At 60.7% G+C, this 14,092-nt stretch carries 14 protein-coding genes; 2 read left to right on the top strand and 12 right to left on the bottom strand.

Annotated features, from left to right (window positions below; genetic code table 11):
- Positions 1–7: 7 nt before the first annotated feature.
- Positions 8–859, bottom strand: coding sequence for an MYG1 family protein (locus ACILSQ_RS27655; RefSeq protein WP_395746934.1), 852 nt, complete (start codon positions 857–859; stop codon positions 8–10).
- Between the two features lie 195 nt (positions 860–1,054).
- Here ACILSQ_RS27655 and ACILSQ_RS27650 point away from each other — a divergent pair, with 195 nt between their 5' ends.
- Positions 1,055–2,833, top strand: coding sequence for a PP2C family protein-serine/threonine phosphatase (locus ACILSQ_RS27650; protein ID WP_395746933.1), 1,779 nt, complete (start codon positions 1,055–1,057; stop codon positions 2,831–2,833).
- A 71-nt stretch (positions 2,834–2,904) separates the two neighbouring features.
- On the opposite strand, the gene ACILSQ_RS27645 is transcribed toward ACILSQ_RS27650, so the two are convergent.
- From ACILSQ_RS27645 to ACILSQ_RS27635, 3 genes are all read right to left on the bottom strand, one after another.
- Entirely contained in the window at positions 2,905–4,113 is a 1,209-nt protein-coding gene (locus ACILSQ_RS27645) for a saccharopine dehydrogenase family protein (RefSeq protein WP_395746932.1), read from the bottom strand.
- A gap of 206 nt (positions 4,114–4,319) precedes the next feature.
- The gene (locus ACILSQ_RS27640; protein WP_395746931.1) at positions 4,320–5,255 is read right to left on the bottom strand and encodes an SPFH domain-containing protein; all 936 of its coding nucleotides are present in this window, start codon (positions 5,253–5,255) and stop codon (positions 4,320–4,322) included.
- Between the two features lie 42 nt (positions 5,256–5,297).
- Positions 5,298–6,287 (bottom strand): SPFH domain-containing protein, encoded by a 990-nt coding sequence (locus ACILSQ_RS27635; protein WP_395746930.1) that lies wholly within the window; start codon positions 6,285–6,287, stop codon positions 5,298–5,300.
- A gap of 202 nt (positions 6,288–6,489) precedes the next feature.
- Here ACILSQ_RS27635 and ACILSQ_RS27630 point away from each other — a divergent pair, with 202 nt between their 5' ends.
- Positions 6,490–7,032 carry a hypothetical protein gene (locus ACILSQ_RS27630; RefSeq protein ID WP_395746929.1) on the top strand — a complete coding sequence of 181 codons (543 nt, stop codon included), beginning with the start codon at positions 6,490–6,492 and terminating at the stop codon, positions 7,030–7,032.
- A gap of 92 nt (positions 7,033–7,124) precedes the next feature.
- On the opposite strand, the gene atpC is transcribed toward ACILSQ_RS27630, so the two are convergent.
- The 8 genes from atpC to atpB form a co-directional block, all read right to left on the bottom strand.
- Positions 7,125–7,541 carry an ATP synthase F1 subunit epsilon gene (gene atpC, locus ACILSQ_RS27625; protein WP_395746928.1) on the bottom strand — a complete coding sequence of 139 codons (417 nt, stop codon included), beginning with the start codon at positions 7,539–7,541 and terminating at the stop codon, positions 7,125–7,127.
- Between the two features lie 116 nt (positions 7,542–7,657).
- A complete protein-coding gene (gene atpD / locus ACILSQ_RS27620; protein ID WP_395746927.1) occupies positions 7,658–9,115 on the bottom strand; it encodes a F0F1 ATP synthase subunit beta in 1,458 nt (485 codons plus the stop codon).
- A gap of 38 nt (positions 9,116–9,153) precedes the next feature.
- On the bottom strand, positions 9,154–10,032 hold the full coding sequence (gene atpG / locus ACILSQ_RS27615; RefSeq protein ID WP_395746926.1) for an ATP synthase F1 subunit gamma: 879 nt from the start codon (positions 10,030–10,032) through the stop codon (positions 9,154–9,156).
- A 42-nt stretch (positions 10,033–10,074) separates the two neighbouring features.
- Entirely contained in the window at positions 10,075–11,604 is a 1,530-nt protein-coding gene (gene atpA, locus ACILSQ_RS27610) for a F0F1 ATP synthase subunit alpha (protein WP_395746925.1), read from the bottom strand.
- 49 nt (positions 11,605–11,653) lie between these two features.
- Positions 11,654–12,052: an ATP synthase F1 subunit delta gene (gene atpH / locus ACILSQ_RS27605; RefSeq protein WP_395746924.1), complete on the bottom strand. Its 399-nt coding sequence runs from the start codon at positions 12,050–12,052 to the stop codon at positions 11,654–11,656.
- Between the two features lie 21 nt (positions 12,053–12,073).
- Positions 12,074–12,595 carry an ATP synthase F0 subunit B gene (locus ACILSQ_RS27600; protein ID WP_395746923.1) on the bottom strand — a complete coding sequence of 174 codons (522 nt, stop codon included), beginning with the start codon at positions 12,593–12,595 and terminating at the stop codon, positions 12,074–12,076.
- 75 nt (positions 12,596–12,670) lie between these two features.
- Complete coding sequence (locus ACILSQ_RS27595; RefSeq protein ID WP_395746922.1) at positions 12,671–12,919, bottom strand: ATP synthase F0 subunit C; 249 nt, start codon at positions 12,917–12,919, stop codon at positions 12,671–12,673.
- Between the two features lie 84 nt (positions 12,920–13,003).
- Entirely contained in the window at positions 13,004–13,864 is an 861-nt protein-coding gene (atpB, locus tag ACILSQ_RS27590; protein ID WP_395746921.1) for a F0F1 ATP synthase subunit A, read from the bottom strand.
- Between the last annotated feature and the right edge of the window lie 228 nt (positions 13,865–14,092).

Here is a 14,092-nt window from a genome sequence, read left to right as displayed (position 1 = left end):
GTCTGGACTACACTCTGGCAAGCCCCAGCAGTTCCTTCACCCTTTCCACCCCCACCGCAGACGTCTTCGCCACAAACCCGCGCGCATGCGCAAAGTGGACATCCGGCTCCTTCTCGATACGCGTGAAGTCATAGAGGGGGCTGTCGTTGTGGCGGGAGAGGCCGTAGCCGGAGCCGCGGCGGTCGGGGTAGATGAGGGCGGCGACGGTGGTGTCTTTGCCGAGGCTCTCAATGTAGCGCTCAATGCTGGAGGAGGGCTCGTCGGGCAGGGGATCGGTGCGGGGGAGGAAGAGGACTTCGTGGTCGCCGAGGTTCCAGATCTTGGCGTGCAGGGAGATGTAGTCGAGACGGCTGCGCAGCTCGCGCAAATACTCGAGGAGATCGCTGCCGATGTAGCTGAGGATTTCCCACAGAGGCTCGCCGGGCTCCAGGCGCTTCGCTTTGGCAAAGCGGCGCAGGATGGTCACATCGATGGGAGAGGTGAGCTTGGCCATCGACTCACGGCTGACGCCTAGCCACTTGGCGGTGGTGTTGGGGCCCCGGGTGTCGAACCACTCGGCGGGCTCCAGCCAGTCGCAGAAGGCGCGGGCGTCGTCATACAGGCCGAGGTGCTGCAGCACGAGGCTGAGCGAGCAGATGGGCTCGTGATCAGCGGGGAACTGGTGGTGGTCGAAGTTGTGGCATGCAGGGGCGTGTTCACCGCCCACATCCACCACGGCGATGCTGGCATCCGCGAGGTCCTCGGCGGTGGGCTCGCGCCGCACGATGGGCACGCGATGCACGGCGGCGAGCAGGCTGCAGGCGAGGAGCTCGTCTTTATGGGCGCCGCCGGGATGGGTGAGGATAAGGGAAAGGGACATGGGGCCGTGTTTGTGCACTGAAGGTGGGAAGGGAGCAATGAGGAAATCAGAATGATGGATGAACGGAGAAAGACGCCTGCTCATCTGTGCACCTGTGGCTCCCAGCGCCACATGGAGTTTTCATTGTCTTTTGGTGCAATGATGGTTTCGTCCCGCCGCTGGCAACCAACCACCTGCGGGCACCGATCTAGCGTCATGAAGATGATCTATCGCAGAATCAGCTTTCTGTGTGCCCTGATGACGGGTGTGCTGGGAATGCTTACGTTGATCGGCTGGATTTCCGGCCTGGAGGTGCTGGCCAGCATTCGCCAGACCTATATCCCCATGGCGCCCAGCACGGCGCTGGCCTTTACATTGCTGGGGCTGGTGATGCTGCTGCGCGAGCGCCCGCAGTTTCGGCGTCCCGTCGCGCTGCTGCTGCTGACCGTGGTCGGAATCGTGTCAGGCGGGAAGCTGTTTGAGTTTTTCAGCGGTGTCAGCCTCGGGGTGGAGGAATGGCTGGTGGCAGATCCGGCGATGTTTGGCTCGGTGCGCACAGGGCGGATGTCTCCCATCACCGCGCTGAATTTCCTGCTCATCTGCGTGGCCATCCTGGCGCTGCTGAAGGTGAAGCTGCAATTATGGGCGGGCCCGCTGGCGGCGGTGGTGCTGGCCACCAGCAGCGTGGTGGTGCTGGGTTATCTGCATGGAACGCCGCTGCTTTATGGCGGCGCCATCATTCCCGTGGCACTGCCCACGGCGGCGGCATTCATCCTGCTGGGCAGCAGCATCATTGCGGCGGTGGGCGCGGAGTGCTGGCCGTTTCGAAACTGGCAGGGGGACTCCACCCGCGCGCTGCTGCTGCGCTGGTTTCTCCCCGCGGTCGTTCTGGTCGCCTTGGCAGAGGGGCTGCTGCGCACCCACTACATCATCGACTGGACGCTGAACCCGGCGCTGACTTCGGCGCTCTCCACCGTGCTTTACATCCTGATCATCACCGCCGTGATCTCCCAGGTGGCGCGGCTGGTGGGGCGGCGCATCGACAAGGCGGAAAGCGAGCGCAATGCGGCCCAGGCCGCGCTGGAGGCGCTGAATCGTGAGCTGGAGCAGCGCATCGCTGACCGGACGCGGGAGCTGAGCGCGAAGAATCAGCAGATGGAGGAGGAGCTGACCATGGCCCGCGAGCTTCAGATGGCGCTGCTGCCTGGCCGTTTCCCCTGCGTGCCGCGCGCGGCCTCCGCGGGGGAAAGCGCGCTGAGATTTTACTCCATCTACCATCCGGCAGGCGTGGTGAGCGGCGATTTCTTCAGTGTCTTCCCCGTGTCTGAAACCGGCGTGGGCATCTTCATCTGCGATGTGATGGGCCACGGCGTGCGCGCCGCATTGGTCACCAGCATGGTGCGCGCGCTGCTGGAACAGAACAACGGGGCGGAGCCTGACCCCGGCCGGCTGCTCACGCAGGTCAACCACGGCCTGCACTCCATCCTGAAACAGGCAGGAACGACCATGTATGCCACCGGAGTGATGATCATCGCCGATGCTGCGCGCGCGGAGATTCAGTATGCCATAGCGGGACATCCCTCCCCGCTGCATTTGAAACGGCACGAGGGTGTGACGACATCGCTGGAGCCGCGTGGCAGGGCCGGGGCGCTGGGGCTGTTTCCAGACGTGGTCTTTGCCACAACACGCGCCACCATGGCCCCCGGCGATCTCATCATGCTCTATACCGACGGTTTGTTTGAGGTCGAGGACGCGGAGGGAAATTTGTACAGCCAGGAGGACCTTTTAAAGGCCGTCGATGAACGCCTGCATTTTCCCACGGACGAGCTCTTCCAGTCCGTGCTCGCGGAAGTGCAGGCCTTCTCCCACCGCACCGATTTTGCCGATGATGTCTGCATCGTGGGGATCGAGCTGGCGTGCGTTCTCGGCGCAGAAAAACGCGGAAAGGAGAGCAGGGAGGAACCCGCGAAGAATGCCCCGCTGACCGTCATGTAGCAGGAGAAAGGGCGGGCCCACCATGCAGCCCGCCCTGACTTCTTGATCTGCTGATCTTTGCGCTCTGTCTCTTATTCTCCCGGCATCTTCTCAGTGGGCCAGGTCTCCACCCAGGGCAGTCCGTAGGCGTTGAGGTCCTTCATGAAAGGATCCGGATTGAGCTGCTCCACATTCCACACGCCAGGCTGGCGGTATTCGGCGGGATTGGTCAGAAGCTGGCGGGCGGCGATCATGGCGGGCACACCGGTGGTGTAGCTGACGCCCTGGCTGTTGGTTTCCACGTAGCACTCCTGGTGGTCGCAGATGTTGTACACGTAGTAGCGCAGCGGCTTGCCGTCCTTGCCGGTGCCTTCGATCCAGTTGCCGATGCAGGTCTTGCCCTTGGTGTCGGGGCCGAGGGTGCCGGGTTCAGGGAGGAGGGTCTTGAGGAACTCGATGGGGATGATGTCCACGCCCTTGTGCTTCACCGGGTGGATCCCGGTCATGCCGACATTCACCAGTACCTCCATGTGCTTGATGTAGTTGTCGCCGAAGGTCATCCAGAAGCGCGCGCGCCGCATGGGGAAGTGCTTGGTCAGAGACTCCAGCTCTTCGTGGTAGAGGCAGTAGATGTTCTTCGGGCCGATGCCTTCCGGGAAGGGGAAGCTGCGCTTGATCTCAAGCGGCTTCGTCTCCACCCACTGGCCGTTTTCCCAGTAGCGGCCGTTGGCGGTGACTTCGCGCAGGTTGATTTCCGGATTGAAGTTGGTGGCGAAGGCCTTGCCGTGGTCGCCGGCGTTGCAGTCGATGATGTCCAGGGTGTCGATCTTTGAGAAGTGGTGCTTCAGCGCGTAGGCGGTGTACACGTTGGTCACACCCGGGTCAAAGCCGCAGCCGAGCAGGGCGGTGAGGCCGGCGTTCTTGAACTTCTCCTGATAGGCCCACTGCCAGTGGTATTCAAACTTCGCCACGTCACGCGGCTCGTAGTTGGCCGTGTCGATGTAATGCACACCGGCCTCAAGGCAGGCGTCCATGATGGTGAGGTCCTGATAGGGAAGGGCCACATTGATGACGACTTCGGGCTTGAAGCTCTTGAGCAGCTTGACGAGCTCGGGCACATTGTCGGCGTCCACGGCGGCGGTCTGGATGGGACGCTTGAGCTCGGCGGCGATGCTGTCGCACTTGGACTTGGTGCGGCTGGCCAGCATGATCTCGCCGAACACGTCGGGAAGCTGGGCGCATTTATGAACGACAACGCGGCCAACGCCGCCGGCACCGATGATGAGGACTCTGTGGGACATGTGTGGGGGAAAATGACGAAATCAGAATGAGGAATGCCGAATGCGGCGGAGAGCGAGTGTAGCAGGCATGGGGGGAATGCAAGCGACGGAAATGGAGAGCGGACGTCAGGAGGTCAAGGCTTCGCGGATCGAGCAGGGAGCTGAGCGAGCTGAAGAACTACCTTCTTTTTTCCTGCTTGGCTGAAGGATGAGCTGCCGAGGGCTGCCTACCCCTTCACCGGCGGCGGGCTACCATCGCGCTTGGGTGGTTGCGAGGCGAGGATGTCGGTGAGGAGGCTGCTTCCGGAAGCGGGCAACAAGGTGACGGTGGCTTTGCCGTTGATGATTTTCTGGGCCTCAAGCACGTCAAACACGGCCTGGGCCACATCGGGGTCGTTGGAGATGTCGCGGAGGGCGTTGCCGACGATTTCGGGGCGGACAGCGGCGGCTTTGGCGAGCTCGATGGCGGCGGTTTTTTCGGCGGTGCTGGTGATGACGCTGACCTGATTGGCGCCGTCCTGCTTGATGGCGGAGGTCACCTGACGGAGACGGTTCACCACCTTGCTTTCGATCTGCTTGATCATCATGGCATCGCGGAAGTGCACTTTGCGGATGTACACGCTGCCGAGCTTGAAGCCCCAGTCGTGGGATTTGGGCGTGACCTCGCTGCGTACGGTGTCGCTCATGATGTGGCGGTCGATGAGCATCTTGGCCAGCGGCAGATTGCTCAGGCAGCGCACCGTGGAGTTGCTCACGTTGGCGGAAAGCGAGCCGCGCGGGTCGGTGTTTTTGAAGAGGAAGGAGACGGCGTCGCTGACGAACATCTCATACCAGATGCCGATGCCCATGGGGGCGCCCTCCTCGGAGTTCACCGGCTGGCTGCGCAGATACATCTGGTCCAGGCGCAGATCGACGACGTGGCATTTGCCGAGCCAGTTCACGAGAAAGGCGGAGGCTCCGAGCTTTGCAGGCAGGAAGTGCAGGCCGGGCTCATCGATGGTGCCGATGACTTTGCCAAACAGGAGATACACCTGGCTGCGGCGCTCCTGTACGACGGCATAGAGCCCGACGACGCGCCCGATCCACAGAACGAGCGGTACGGCGATGCTGCAGCCGACGAAGGTGATGGCGGCGGCGAGGAGGAAATGGGTGAAAGCGTCCATAAGAAGTTCCTGGTTCCTGGTTCTTGGTTCTTTGTTCCTGGTTCAGTCCTTGCGGGTTTCGACGAAGACCTGGCCGGCTTTGTCAAAGAGGGCGAGGCGGACATTGCGGACGTAGGAGCGCAGGGCCGCGCTGCCGCGGGATTTCAAATCAAGGAGCTGGGAGGCGAGGCGTTTGAGGGGCTCCACCTCAGCCTGGGCCTTGAGGGTTTCGATCTCCACGGCGCGCTGGGACTGCACGATCTTTTGGTCGGCGCTGGCCTGGGCCAGGCTGATGTCTGAGGAAACCTGGTTGTAGGCAGTGTTGATGGCGGCGAGGGCGGACTCGACTTCATGCGGCGGGTCGATGCCGGTGATGAGGGAGGCGTCCAGCATGATGCCGTAACGAGCGGAGGAGCTCTGGCACTCGTGGTCCATGTGCTCATTGAGATCGCGCATGTTTTTGCGGATGTCATTGATGGAGATGCCGATGGTGGAGGCGGCGTTGGAATGCTCCGCATCGACGCCGGTCTCCGGCGGCGCCTCAAAGGTGGCGATGCGCTCGCGCAGCACGCTGACAAAGTAACCCATGACGTGCGCATAGGCGTTCTTTACGCCGAAGACGAAAGCGTAGAGATTGCGCTCGGAAACGCGGAAACGGATCTGGCCGTTCAGTCCGACATTGAGCTGATCTTTGGTGACGGCCTCGAGAATGCTGCCAGAGTTGTTTGCAGAGGGATCATCCGGGTCCCAGGCCATGTTCACGGTGCTGGTGGCGATGTCCACCTTGTACACCTTCTCCCAGGGCCATTTGAAATATGGCCCCCCGGGCGGGATGACGCGCACCTGCGGGTAGTCGTAGCGTTTCTTCTGTTCGGGGGTGAGGTGTTCCGAGACGGGATCGTCAATGGTGCGGAGGCTGCCGACGCGCTGCGCCCGGCCGAAGCTGGTTTTTACGGCGCGCTCATTTTGATTCACCGTATAAAACCCGGCGATGAGGTAGCGCATGAGGAACCAGACGATGAATCCAACAAAACAGCCAAAGGCGGTGGACATAGGCGGGAGAGGTTGCTGGGGGCAAGCTCCGAAGGAAACGGGAAGTGCCAACTACAAAGGTGGGAGACGGTTGGAATTTGCAGGATAGGGCAGAGCCTGGCTGAACGGGGGCAGCAGAGCCTTCCCGAGTGGCGAGCCGGGACCTGAAAACTGAGAATTGTAAATTGACCCGAAGCTCAGGAAGAAGATAACTGCGGGAACCATGAAGAATGTCTTCCTTTTTGTACTGCTCGCGTCCGCGCTGTCCTTGATGAGTTGCGCCAGCGGCTCCAAGCCGCAACGCCAGCCGATGGCCGGTGGTGAACAGATCTCTTTTCCCAGCGAGCACATCTCATTCTTTTTGCCGGACGGCTGGAAGGTGAACCCAAAAACGAAAGGGGGCGGCCGGCTGTTGGGCGCGGCGCATGACAATGGCGAAAAGCCGGGCGGCATTGCGTTTGCGCTGACCGCGCTGCCTGACACCAGCCATACGGGAGCCAGGGATCCCAGAATCGTGCGGGATCAGCGGCGGACCTGGAGCGCCAGAGGGTTTACCAAGTTCGGCAAACCACAACTGGTCAAGGTGGGCGGCCGCGAGGCAATGCGTTGCGAGGCGCAGCAGGCAGATTCAAGCAGGGCATTGCTGAACTACACGTTTATCGAGCAAGGCCGGATGATCGGCCTGATGTTCGTCTATTACGGCATGCCGGTGAGCCGCGGGCCCGCGGTGCAGCGGATTGTGGATTCATTCTCGCTCTCCCGTTAAGGCTGGAAAGCAAAAGACCATGAGATGGATGTCTCATGGTCTGATTGGGTTTGAAAGAAGCGGGGCGCAGCTCGCTTTCGCTGCTTTGGCTTTTACACCGTCCTGCGCTTGCGCTTGATGTTAAGGTGTGCGGTGGCACGCTGGATGGCGGCCATGGCCGCGGCCACTTCTTCCTGATGCTCTCCGGGCTTCAGATCTTCGAGGGTCTTCTTGGCGCGGGCGATGGCTTCCTCGGCGGCCTTTTCGTCGATCTTATCGGAATCGATCGCGGCATCGGTGAGGATGCGGGTGACGGTTCCCGTCACTTCCACCAGGCCTTCGCCGACGGCCAGCTCGGTGGTCTTGCCACCTTTGGTGATGCGCAGCTCGCCAGGGACGAGCGTGGTCACCAGATTGCTGTGCGCCGGCAGGACGCCCATTTCACCCTCGTAACCCGGCAGCACGACGGTATCGACCTCATCGGAGAAGATGCGGGCTTCAGGGGTGACGATTTCGAGTTGGAGAGGCATGTGGGGGAAAATTTATGATTTACGATTTATGATTTACGATTTGTCCGGGAGGCCGTGATTCATGAGTTCGAAATCATAAATCAAAAATCGTAAATCATAAATGCCTGCGCATCGGCTTAGTCCTTCTTCACGCTGTCGATGCCGCCCTTCATGTAGAAGTTGGCTTCAGGGACGTTGTCGTGCTTGCCGTCAAGGATTTCGGCGAAGCCCTTGATGGTGTCGGCCACCTTGACGTATTCGCCCTTGGTGCCGGTGAAGATTTCAGCCACGTGGAAGGGCTGGGAGAGGAAGCGCTGAAGCTTGCGTGCGCGGAACACGGTCAGCTTGTCTTCTTCGCTCAGTTCGTCCATGCCGAGAATGGCGATGATGTCCTGCAGGTCTTTGTAGCGCTGAAGGACGCGCTGCACGCCACGGGCCACACGGTAGTGCTCGTCACCCACGATTTCCGGGGCGAGGGCCTTGGACACAGAAGCGAGGGGATCCACGGCAGGGTAGATGCCCAGCTCGGCGAGGGAACGCTCAAGCACGACGGTGGAGTCAAGGTGGGCGAAGGTGTTGGCCGGGGCAGGGTCGGTCAAGTCGTCGGCAGGGACGTAAACGGCCTGGAAGGAGGTGATGGAACCCGTCTTCGTGGAGGTGATTCGCTCCTGCATCTGGCCCATTTCTGCGGCGAGAGTAGGCTGGTAACCCACGGCGGAAGGCGTACGTCCAAGGAGAGCGGACACTTCGGAACCGGCCTGGGAGAAACGGAAGACGTTGTCCACGAAGAAGAGCACGTCCTGGTTCTTTTCGTCGCGGAAATACTCGGCCATGGAGAGGGCGGAGAGGGCGACGCGGAGACGTGCTCCCGGGGGCTCGTTCATCTGGCCGTACACCAGGGCCACTTTGGAGCCGGGCTCGCAGGTGTAACCGCCCTGCTCGTTCTTCACGATGTCGTGGCCGTTCTTCTTCACCTTGATAACCTCGGACTCGATCATTTCGTGGTAAAGGTCATTGCCTTCACGGGTACGCTCACCCACGCCGGCGAACACGGAGTAACCACCGTGGCCCTTGGCGATGTTGTTGATGAGCTCCATGATGACGACGGTCTTGCCCACGCCTGCACCACCGAAGGCGCCCACTTTACCACCCTTGGTGAAGGGGCAGATGAGGTCGATGACCTTGATGCCGGTTTCGAGGATCTGAGCGGAAGGGTTCTGGTCCACCAGGGCAGGGGCGGCGCGATGGATGGCATAGCGCTTCTGCACGGCGGGATCAGGCTGGTCATCGCAGGCGTCGCCGGTGACGTTGAAGATACGGCCGAGGACTTCGTCGCCAACGGGCACGGTGATCGGGCCGCCGGTGTCGGTGACGTCCATGCCGCGCTTGAGACCTTCCGTGGAAATCATGGCGATGGAGCGGACCCAGCCGTCACCCAGGTGCTGCTGCACTTCGCAGGTGAGACGGACCTGCTTGCCACCCTGCTGGAACTTGATTTCGAGGGCGTTGTAGATGGCGGGCAGCTTGCCGGAGGCGGAGAAATCCACGTCCACCACGGGGCCGATGACTTGAACGATTTTGCCGATGTTGCTCATAGAAGGGAAAAGTGAAAAGAGGGGTGGGTGGAAGGGGCTTATTCGAGAGCCATCTTGGCGGTGGTGATTTCGAGAAGTTCGTTGGTGATCGCGGCCTGACGGAGCTTGTTGTATTCGAGGCTGAGGTCCTTGATCATCTGCTTGGCGTTGTCGGTGGCGTTCTTCATGGCCACCATCCGGCTGGAGTGCTCGGAGGCGCGGGATTCGAGCACCATCTGGTACACCGTGTCGTTCACATACTGCGGAAGCACGGTTTCAAAAACCACCTGCGCGCTGGGCTCAAACTTGTATTCCAGAGACGGGCCGGCCGCAGGGGCGATCTCGTGGCCAAAGTCACGCTTGCCGCCGAGGGTCACCGGATTCACCGGCAGGAGCTGCTCCACCGACGGTATCACCGTGACGGTGTTGATGAAATTGTTGAAGACGACGAACACCTTCTTGTATTCGCCCGTGCGATACTTTTCCTGGATGAACCGGCTCACGGAGCGCACCTCAGAAAACTTCGCGGGATCCTTGATGGGGAAATCGGCCAGCAGGGTGCGGCGGAGACGGTTGATGGCCTGCACAGCCTTCTTGCCGATGGTGACATATTCCACTTCACCTTCGATCTGCGTGGTGATCAGTTTTTTGAACAGGTTGGTGTTCAGAGCTCCGCAGAGACCTTTGTCGGAAGCGATGAGAAGGACGAGGGTCTTGTCTCCCTTGCCTTCCACAAAGAAGGGATGGATGCCCTCCTCGGCGTGCTCCTTCAGGTTAACGAGGATCTTGTTGAGCATCTCGGCGTAGGCGCGGCCGTGGCTGGCCTGATCCTGGGCCTTTTTCATCTTCGCAGCCGCGACGAGCTGCATGGCCTTGGTGATCTGGGCCGTGTTTTTGACCGATTTGATTCGGCGTCGGATGTCGCGGGTGGAGGGCATCTTTTAAAGGATGAAGGATGAAAAACTCAAAACTGAAACAGCTTACTTCCAGGAAGCCTTGAAGTCGTCGAGGGCGGACTTGAGGCCGGCTTCGACATTGTCGAGGGTCTTCTCATTGGCGAGCTGGTCCATGAGCTCGCTCTTGCGGGTGGTGAGGTATTCTTCCAGCTTGGCCTGGAATTCCTTCACGCGGTCCACGGCCACGGAGTCAAAGTAGCCCTTCTGCATGGCGTAGAGGGTGCTGACCATGATGGGCAGGCTCTTCGGCTGATACTGCTGCTGCTTGAAGAGCTCCACGATGCGGGCACCACGGTCCAGCTTGGCCTTCGTGGAGGCGTCGAGGTCGGAGCCGAACTGGGCGAACGCGGCGAGTTCACGGAACTGGGCGAGGTCCAGCTTTGTCGTGCCGGAAACCTTCTTGATGGCCTTCGTCTGCGCAGCGGAACCCACGCGGGAAACGGAGAGACCCACGGAGATGGCGGGACGGATGCCCTGGTAGAACAGGTCGGTTTCCAGGAAGATCTGACCGTCGGTGATAGAGATCACGTTCGTCGGGATGTAAGCAGACACGTCACCGGCCTGAGTCTCGATGATTGGCAGCGCGGTCATGGAGCCACCGCCGTAGTTTTCGGACACGCGGCAGGAGCGCTCAAGCAGACGGGAGTGGAGGTAGAACACGTCACCCGGATAAGCTTCACGGCCGGAAGGACGCTTCAGGATCAGGGACACCTGGCGGTAAGCCACAGCCTGCTTGGAAAGGTCATCATAAACGATGAGGACGTCCTGTCCCTGGTCCATGAACCATTCACCGATGGCGGCGCCGGCGTAGGGGGCGAGATACTGGTTCACCGCTGAGTCAGAAGCGGAAGCGCTGACAATGGTGGTGTACTCCATGGCACCGGCGTCTTCGAGGGTTTTCACGACGCGGGCAATGTTGGACTGCTTCTGGCCGATGGCGACGTAGATGCAGTAGAGAGGCTTGTGGCCCTTCAACTTGCCCTGCTCGGCGGCCTTGTTCTGCTGCGCCTGGGAAATGATGGTGTCCACGGCGATGGTGGTCTTGCCAGTGGAGCGGTCACCGATGATCAGCTCGCGCTGACCACGTCCGATCGGGATCATGGCGTCGATGCTCATGATGCCGGTCTGCACCGGGACGGACACGGACTTACGGGCGATGATGCCAGGCGCGAGCTTTTCGACCGGGTACTGTGTTTCACCCTTGATGTCGCCCTTGCCGTCGATGGCCTGACCGAGAGCGTTCACCACGCGGCCCAGGAGGCTCTTGCCCACGGGCACGGAGAGCAGGCGGCCGGTGGTCTTGACTTCATCGCCAGCCTTGATGTTTTCGCCGGAGCCGAGAAGCACGCAGCCCACTTCGGTTTCTTCCAGGTTCAGGGCCAGGCCATACACGCCGCCGGGGAACTCGATCATTTCGTTGAGCATGACATCGCTCAAGCCTTCAATCTTGGCTGCGCCGTCACCGATTTCACGTACGATGCCCACATTGGACTTCGTGACGGCGGTCTTGAGGCCGGCGATTTGGGATTCGATCTCCTGGAGGATGTTGCTCATGGTATTGCGGGTGTGAAAAAACTAAGAGGGAGGGGCTGGGGGCGGGGAATTAGGCGGACAAAGAATCGGACAGGGCTTTGAGGCGTGCTTTGACGCTGCCGTCCCACACATCGGAACCGACTTTCACGCGGATGCCGCCGAGAAGCTCAGGTCTGACGTTGAATTCAAGGGTGAGCGGGCGGCCGTATTTCTTGGAGAGGCTGGCCTGCAGTTCGGACTGCGTGGCGGGCGTCAGGGGGCTGGCGCTTTCCACGGCGGCACGCTGACGGTCCACTTCATTGGCCACGAGGCGGGCAAAGGCGTCGAGGATGCTGATATAGCCGCGGGGCTTGCTGCTGGCCACGGTGCTGACCACCTTGCGCACACTGGCGTCGTCCAGTTTTCCGTTGGCAATGCAGGCGCGGAAAAGCTGGCGGGAGGTGCGGCGGGCTTCCTTGGTGATCTTCATGGTGGCGCGGCGGCGGGAAAATTAAGCGGAGACCTGGGCGGCGGTTTCCTGGTTGATGCGGTTCTGGTCGTCGGTGTTGAGGACCTTGCCGGTGACACGGCTGGTGGCGTCGGAGACCATGCGGCCGAACTCACGCTTGAGCTGGGACATAAGCTGCTCCTGCTCGAGCTGGGCGGCTTCACGGGCCTTGGCAATGATGGTGTTGGCGCTGGCCACCGCGTCCTGCTGGCGGCGCTCCTGAATGAGCTTGGCGGCGTCGTCGGCTTCCTTCACAAGACGGGCTGCGTCAGCCTCAGCCTTGTCCAGGATGGCCTGGGAGTTCTGCCTGGCCTCGGCGGCGTCACGGGCGATTTTTTCGAGCTTGGCTTCACCGTCGGCGATGCGCTGGCGGCGCTGTTCCAGCATGCCCAGGATGGGGCCGAAGGCGTATTTCTTGAGAACGGTATAGACCAGGATGAAAATGATGACTTGGGCAAAGAACTTGCCCCAAGCGAGGCCGAAGTCGCCCGCGATCTGATATGCGATGCCTTTGATCTGGTCCATAACGGTGTGAAGAAGAAAGAGAAGAGGGAAGTTAACTGCGGCGGGCTGCCTTCAGCCCGCCGCGAAATTCAGGGCTTACTTGCCAAGAATGAAGGACAGAATGCCGAGACCTTCAGCGAGGGCCATGGCGATAATGCCGAGGGTCAGGATGTTGCCGAAAGCGCCGGGGTTGCGGCCGACGGCTTCCACAGCCTTGGAGCCGATGAGGCCCACGCCGATGGCGGCGCTGCCTGCGCCGATACCGGTGGCGATGCTGCCGGTCACGCCAGCGGCGGCTGCGGGAGCGTGAGCGGCTGCTTCCTGCGCCATAGAGATGAGTTCCATTGTCATAGTGTGATGTCGAGTTTGTGGTTTGTTGTGTCACCGGCGTCCACGCGTTGCGCATGGTCCCGCAGGCAAAGTCAGAGATTAGTGGTGGGCCTCCTCATGACCGTGGTCGTCATGAGAGGTGGAAAGCTGGATGTAAACCGCGCTCAGCAGGGTGAACACGATGGCCTGCAGCAGGCCGACCAGAAGCTCCATGAAATAGAAGGGGAAGGGGGCCAGCACGCTGCCGATGAAGCCGCCCATGCCGCTCATGGTGTGCAGCACGTTTTCACCCGCGATGATGTTCCCGTAAAGTCGGAAGGAGAGGGTGATGGGGCGGAAGACAATGGAGAAGATTTCGATGACGCCCACGAACAGGAAGACCGCCGCCACCATGGCGCCCATGATGCCTTTCAGGCCGCCCTTGGGGCCGAAGGTGTGAACGATGAAGCCCCAGACACCGACTTCCTTAATGGTGATGTAGAGCCACACAATGAACATGGCCGCCGCAAGGCCGAAGGCGGCGTTGAGGTCGGTCGTCGGCGGACGCAGCAGGGCGATATGGACTTCCTTGACGCTCAGGGTGCCGGTGCCTTCACCCCAGCCGATGGTGCCCACGCCGGGCAGCAGCCCAAACCAGTTGGAGACCAGGATGTAGATGAAAATCGTCGCCAGCAGCGGAAACACCTTGGGGGCAAGCTTTGCGCCTACAATGCCTTCGATCTGCCCGTAAAGAAACTCGACGATGAACTCGAACAGATTCTGCGCCTTGTGAGGGATCAGGGTCATGTTCGTCGTCGCCTTGCGGGCGAACCAAAGAAGCAGGCCGGTGATGATCGCGGCGACGAAAAGGGACGTCGTGATGAAGTTCAGATTGCTCTCTTTGAAAAACTCCGACGCATAGCTGGGCACATTCGCGAGCAGCGGCGAGAAGGAGGTTGGTTGGAGAAACGAGGGCAACATGAGGGGTAGGGCCTGCCGGGGAGGGTCGGTGTAGGGTCTCTCCGGGATGGCGGCCCTTGTTTTTATCCACATGAGAAGGGGTCGCAAGCCCTATTTGTGAAAAATTTCACAAAGTCTCAAATAGCAAAAAAATGCTCAGGTAAACTTTTGAGTTCGCACGCTCTAAGGTGGGTGTGTTTTCTCAATATTCAGTCCTTCACCGCATGCGCCCCAGGAGAACCAGGGCAG

The organism is Prosthecobacter sp. (assembly GCF_044227185.1).
In the GTDB taxonomy this organism is placed as follows: Bacteria; Verrucomicrobiota; Verrucomicrobiia; order Verrucomicrobiales; family Verrucomicrobiaceae; genus Prosthecobacter.
Note: the sequence above shows the minus strand (reverse complement) of the source record. Positions and strands in the feature narration are given on the sequence as shown.